The sequence below is a fragment of the Nonomuraea turkmeniaca genome (assembly GCF_005889735.1).
Classification (GTDB): Bacteria; Actinomycetota; Actinomycetes; order Streptosporangiales; family Streptosporangiaceae; genus Nonomuraea; species Nonomuraea turkmeniaca.
Genome location: NZ_VCKY01000421.1, coordinates 1 through 4,278, shown reverse-complemented (window position 1 = coordinate 4,278; position 4,278 = coordinate 1). Strand labels below are relative to the sequence as shown.

Here is a 4,278-nt window from a genome sequence, read left to right as displayed (position 1 = left end):
GGCAGGGGCGCGCTCGATCGGGCCGACCTGATCGTCGACGGGCTCGTCGGGATCGGGGCGACGGGGGCGCTGCGGGAGCCGTACGGGGAGCTCGTCCGGGAGGCGAACGCCGCCCGCGGCCCCGTCGTCGCGGTGGACGTGCCGAGCGGTGTGGACGCGAGCACCGGGCGGGTGCAGGGGGCCGCGGTACGCGCCCGGGTGACCGTCACCATGGGCGCCTACAAGACGGGGCTGCTCGTCGACCCCGGCGCCGCCTGCGCGGGGAGCGTCGAGCTGGTGGACATCGGGCTCGGCTCCTACCTGCCCGACCCCGACGTCGCCGCGCTCACCGACGGCGACGTGGACGACCTGATGCCGCGTCCGGGCAAGGAGTCGGACAAATACCGCAGGGGAGTGCTGGGCATCGCGGCCGGGAGCGATCTGTACACCGGCGCCGCCGTGCTCGCCGTCGGCGGGGCGCTGCGTGCCGGGGCGGGCATGGTGCGGTACGCCGGGCCGGCCGCCCCCGTGGCGCAGGTGCGCGCGCACTGGCCGGAGGCGGTGATCACCCAGCTGGAGCGGCCCTCGATCGACGACGTCGGGCGGGTGCAGGCGTGGGTGCTGGGGCCGGGGCTCGGCACCGACGACTGGGCGCACGAGCTGGCGGCCCGGGTGCTCGAAACGCAGGTGCCGGTGGTGATCGACGCTGACGCTCTGACGTTGGTGGCCAGGGAACGCTCGCTGCTCTTCCGGAGTGCGCCGGTGCTGATCACACCGCACGCCGGGGAGCTGGCCAGGCTGATCCGGGCCGACCGCGACGACATCGAGGCGGCCAGGCTGGAGCACGCACGGCGGGCGGCCGGAGAGCTGGGCGTGACCGTGCTGCTCAAGGGGTCGACCACCGTGATCGCCGAGGAGTCCAGGCCGGTACGCGTCAACAGCACCGGCACGTCCTGGCTGGCCACCGGCGGCACCGGCGACGTGTTGTCCGGTGTGGCGGGTGCGCTGCTCGCCCAGGGGTTGAGCTGCTACGACGCCGGGGCGTGCGCGGCATACCTGCATGGGCTGGCCGGTCGCCTGGCCGCCGACGGCGCGCCCTTGGCGGCCGCGGACGTCGCCACGGCGATCCCCACGGCCATCCGGGCCGTGACCGCCGACACCGTGTGAGCGGTGAAGACCATGCCCGCCGGCCTCGCGAGCTGTGCGAATCGCGCTCGACCACACGTCTGAGCTGCCACACTAGAAGGATGTACTCCTCGATGGCCACGCCCGCGCAGGCGCGGGTGGACCTGGCCGCGATCAGGCAGAACGTCGCCCTGCTCAAGGAGCGGGCAGGCGGCGCCGAGCTGATGGGCGCCGTCAAGGCCGACGCCTACGGACACGGTCTGGTGCCGTGCTCGGCGGCCGTTCTGGAGGGCGGCGCGAGCCGGCTCGGCACCGCGTTCGTCAGGGAGGCGCTCGAGCTGCGGGCGGGCGGCGTGACCGCGCCCATCCTGGCCTGGCTCATCACCCCCGGCGAGCCGCTCGACGAGGCGCTCGCGCAGGACGTCGAGCTGTCGGCCGCCGACGACCGGCTGCTCGACGAGATCGCCGCCGCCGCGCGGCGCACCGGACGCACCGCGAAGCTCCACCTGGAGGCGGACACCGGCATGAGCAGGGGCGGCTCCCCGCTCGCCGCCTGGCCGGGGCTGCTGGCCAGGGCCCTGGAGCTGCGCGCCGAGGGCGTCATCGAGATCATCGGGCTCTGGTCCCACTTCGCCTGCGCCGACATCCCCGGCCATCCGTCGATCGAGCAGCAGCTGGAGGCGTTCCAGACCGCGCTCAAACTGGCCGAGCAGGCAGGCGCGGCCGGGTCCCACGTGATCCGGCACATCTCCAACTCCGCCGCCACCATGACGCTCCCCGAGGCCCGCTACGACCTGGTCAGGCCCGGCATCGCGATGTACGGCCTGAGCCCGATCCCCGAGCTGGGCGACTTCGGCCTCCGGCCGGCCATGACGCTCACCGCCCAGGTGGGGCTGGCCAAGCGGGTCCCCGAGGGCGCGGGGGTGTCGTACGCGCACCTCTACGTCACCGACCGCGAGACCACGCTCGGGCTCGTCCCGCTCGGCTACGCCGACGGCATACTCCGGCACGCGACGGGAAGGGCCGAGGTGCTGGCGGGCGGCCGCCGCAGGCTGATCACCGGTCGGGTGTGCATGGACCAGTTCATGATCGACATGGGGGACGATCCGCTCGCGGCGGGCGACGAGGTCGTGTTGTTCGGCCCGGGCGACGGGGGCGAGCCGACCGTTCAGGAGTGGGCGGATACGCTCGGCACGATCACGCATGAAATCGTGACGAGGATCGGTGCACGAGTGCCGCGGGTTTACGAGGGTCGGGCATAAGAAGGATCGGGGAGATGACGACGACAACACGGCGCAGGGTAGGGATCGCCGGCGCGCTCGTCGGCGCGGCGTCCGCGGGTGTCGCGGCGGCGGCGCTGGCCAAGCGCTACGCGGTCGGCCGGATCAGGCTGCGCCCCGACACCGAGGCCAGCGAGCCGTTCGGCGAGTTGCGGGGCAGGGAGCGCACGCTCGTCACCTCCGACGGTGTGGCGCTGCACATCGAGATCGACGGTCCCGAGGAGCGAAGGAGCTCGGGGGGAGAGAGCGAGAGTAACGATGCCAACGACCCCCGAAGCGGTCGCGACCATGAGCACGACGCGGAGCTGACCATCGTGCTCTGTCACGGCTACTGCCTCAACCTGGAGTCCTGGCACTACCAGCGCAAGGACCTGCGGGAGAACTACCGCGTCGTGCTGTGGGACCAGCGCTCGCACGGACGCTCCCAGCGTGCCGGCGCCGACGACAGCACGATCGACCGGCTGGGCCAGGACCTGGCCGAGGTGATCGAGGAGTTCGTGCCGGGCCCCTGCGTGCTGGTCGGCCACTCCATGGGCGGCATGACGATCATGGCGCTCGCCGACCGCCATCCCCAGCTGTTCGGCGAGAAGATCCGCGCCGTGGCGCTCATCTCGACCTCGGCGGGCAAGCTGGCCGAGCTCACTCTGGGCCTGCCGGCGATGTTGTCCAAGGTCGTGCACAAGGTCGCGCCGTCCACGGTGTCGATACTGGGCAAGGGGGGCGCGCTGGTCGACAAGACCCGCCACGCGGGCAGCGACATCGCCTTCCTGATCACCCGCTTCATCGGCTTCGGTGACTCCAAGAACATCAGCCCCACCGTCGTCGACTTCGCCGAGTCCATGATCAGGGCGACGCCGACCGAGGTGGTCGCCGACTTCTACCCCGCGCTGATGAACCACGACAAGCTGTCCGCGCTGGACGTGCTCGACTCGGTCCCCACCGCGATCGTGGTCGGCGACCGGGACTGGCTGACCCCGCCCGACCACAGCAGGGCCATGGCGGCCGCCCTGCCCAAGGCCCAGCTCACCGAGGTGCCCGACACCTCGCATCTGATCCAGCTCGAGCGTCCCGGCGACGTCAACGACGCGCTGCGCGACCTGATCAAGCGGGTGGAGCAGTAGTGCGAGCCGCGACCGCCGAGGACATGCGCGCGTACGGCGCCCGCCTGGCCGCGCTCCTGCGCGCCGGTGACCTGGTCGTGTTGTCGGGCCCGCTCGGGGCCGGCAAGACCACGCTGGTGCAGGGCCTGGCCGAAGGACTCAAGGTACGCGGCCCCATCACCTCGCCCACGTTCGTGATCGCCCGGGTGCACCCGTCACTGCGCCAGGGCCCGCCGCTGGTCCACGCCGACGCCTACCGGCTGGGCGGCGACCTGGAGGTGGACGACCTGGACCTGGACGCCTCGCTGGAGGAGTCCGTCACGGTCGTCGAGTGGGGCGAGGGCCTGGTCGAAGGCCTGTCCGAGGACCGGCTGGAGGTCCACATCGACCGCGAGGCCGGCGACGAGGCCAGAATCGTGACGTTGCGCGCCGTCGGTCCGCGATGGGCCGACACGCCGTTTGATCGGCTAGAAGGCTAAAATCTCGATCAATTCCCGGCAATGCTGGCACCCTTGACGTACCAGGCCAATGATGTAAATCATGATCGTTGGCTAGGGATTCGCCCAGATTTTCTGGGTATCACGAGGGGCGACATCCACGATTTGGGTGGATGCTGGTGGCAAGACGGCAAAGTGGGGTGGCGGCCGGTGCTCAGGGTCAGGCGAGTCGCGTACGCGGGAGCCATCGTCATGGTCGGTCTGACGACCGGCTGTACGGCCTCGGCCGAAACCACACCCTCACAGACGCCCACAGCCACCCCCACGGCCGCGAGCCCAGGCGGCACCCCTACAGCC

The 4,278-nt window shown here is 71.7% G+C and carries 4 protein-coding genes; all 4 read left to right on the top strand.

Annotated features, from left to right (window positions below; genetic code table 11):
* On the top strand, nucleotides 1-1,146 hold a 1,146-nt coding region (locus ETD86_RS52785), incomplete at its 5' end, for an NAD(P)H-hydrate dehydratase (RefSeq protein WP_138674140.1).
* A 92-nt stretch (nucleotides 1,147-1,238) separates the two neighbouring features.
* Nucleotides 1,239-2,366 (top strand): alanine racemase, encoded by a 1,128-nt coding sequence (alr, locus tag ETD86_RS52780; RefSeq protein WP_138674141.1) that lies wholly within the window; start codon nucleotides 1,239-1,241, stop codon nucleotides 2,364-2,366.
* Between the two features lie 14 nt (nucleotides 2,367-2,380).
* Complete coding sequence (locus ETD86_RS52775; protein ID WP_138674139.1) at nucleotides 2,381-3,505, top strand: alpha/beta fold hydrolase; 1,125 nt, start codon at nucleotides 2,381-2,383, stop codon at nucleotides 3,503-3,505.
* A 23-nt stretch (nucleotides 3,506-3,528) separates the two neighbouring features.
* Nucleotides 3,529-3,963: a tRNA (adenosine(37)-N6)-threonylcarbamoyltransferase complex ATPase subunit type 1 TsaE gene (gene tsaE, locus ETD86_RS52770; RefSeq protein WP_246149505.1), complete on the top strand. Its 435-nt coding sequence runs from the start codon at nucleotides 3,529-3,531 to the stop codon at nucleotides 3,961-3,963.
* Nucleotides 3,964-4,278 lie beyond the last annotated feature (315 nt).

Bases quoted from the DNA above. Each gene is read 5' to 3' on its own strand.
- alr (WP_138674141.1), top strand. From the start codon at position 1,239: ATGGCCACGCCCGCGCAGGCGCGGGTGGACCTGGCCGCGATCAGGCAG.
- ETD86_RS52775 (WP_138674139.1), top strand. From the start codon at position 2,381: ATGACGACGACAACACGGCGCAGGGTAGGGATCGCCGGCGCGCTCGTC.
- tsaE (WP_246149505.1), top strand. From the start codon at position 3,529: ATGCGCGCGTACGGCGCCCGCCTGGCCGCGCTCCTGCGCGCCGGTGAC.